This is a genomic window from Pseudacidovorax intermedius (assembly GCF_001476815.1).
Classification (GTDB): domain Bacteria; phylum Pseudomonadota; class Gammaproteobacteria; order Burkholderiales; family Burkholderiaceae_C; genus Xenophilus; species Xenophilus intermedius_A.
The window spans coordinates 1-731 of record NZ_LDSL01000262.1 but is presented as its reverse complement, the minus strand read 5'-3'; the positions used below and the strand labels follow the sequence as shown (position 1 = coordinate 731).

Sequence of the window (731 nt, the reverse complement as noted above, 5' to 3'; positions counted from 1 at the left end):
CCCGCCCCGCGCGCGCCGCCTAGCCGGATCGATTGCGCGCCAGCGCCCCCTTCCCTTCTCCATGCCGGTGCGCCGCGGCCGCCGCCGAAAAGCCAAAGGGCCCGAGCGGGCCCTTTGTCGTTGCTCCAGGCGCATGGCGCGCCCGCCGGGCTCAGCCCGAAATCTGGCTGCTCGCGGTATGCACGGGCGCGAAGCGGTTGCCCTCGACCCAGCGGCGCACCCGCTCCGCATCGGCGATGCGGCTGAACTTGCCCGTCGAATCCAGGAACACCATGATCAGCTTGCGGCCAGCCACGCGGGCCTGCATCACCAGGCATTGGCCGGCTTCGGAGATGTAGCCGGTCTTCTGCAGGCCGATGTCCCAGTCGGGGCTGCGCACCAGTCGGTTGGTGGTGTTGAACTGCAGCACGCGGCGGCCCACTTCGACCTGGTATTCCGGGGACGTGGACAGGCTGCGCACCAGCGAGTCCTGCGAGGCCGCGGCCACCAGCACAGCCAGGTCCTGCGCGGTGGACTGGTTCTGGCTCGACAGGCCGGTGGGCTCGACGTAGCGGGTGTCTCGCATGCCCAGCATGCGGGCCTTGGCGTTCATCACGCTGACGAAAGTGGCCAGGCCGCCCGGATAGGTCCGGCCCAGGGCGTGGGCCGCGCGGTTCTCGCTGGACATCAACGCCAGGTGCAGCAGTTCGCCGCGCGGCAGCGTGGTGCCGACGGCCAGGCGCGAACAGGAG

1 protein-coding gene is annotated in these 731 nt (G+C 70.6%); it reads right to left on the bottom strand.

Features of this window, described 5'->3' with window-relative positions:
- Positions 1–151 precede the first annotated feature (151 nt).
- Positions 152–731 (bottom strand): serine hydrolase family protein (locus tag NS331_RS25115; protein ID WP_502263813.1); only part of this gene is annotated, 580 nt, incomplete at its 5' end.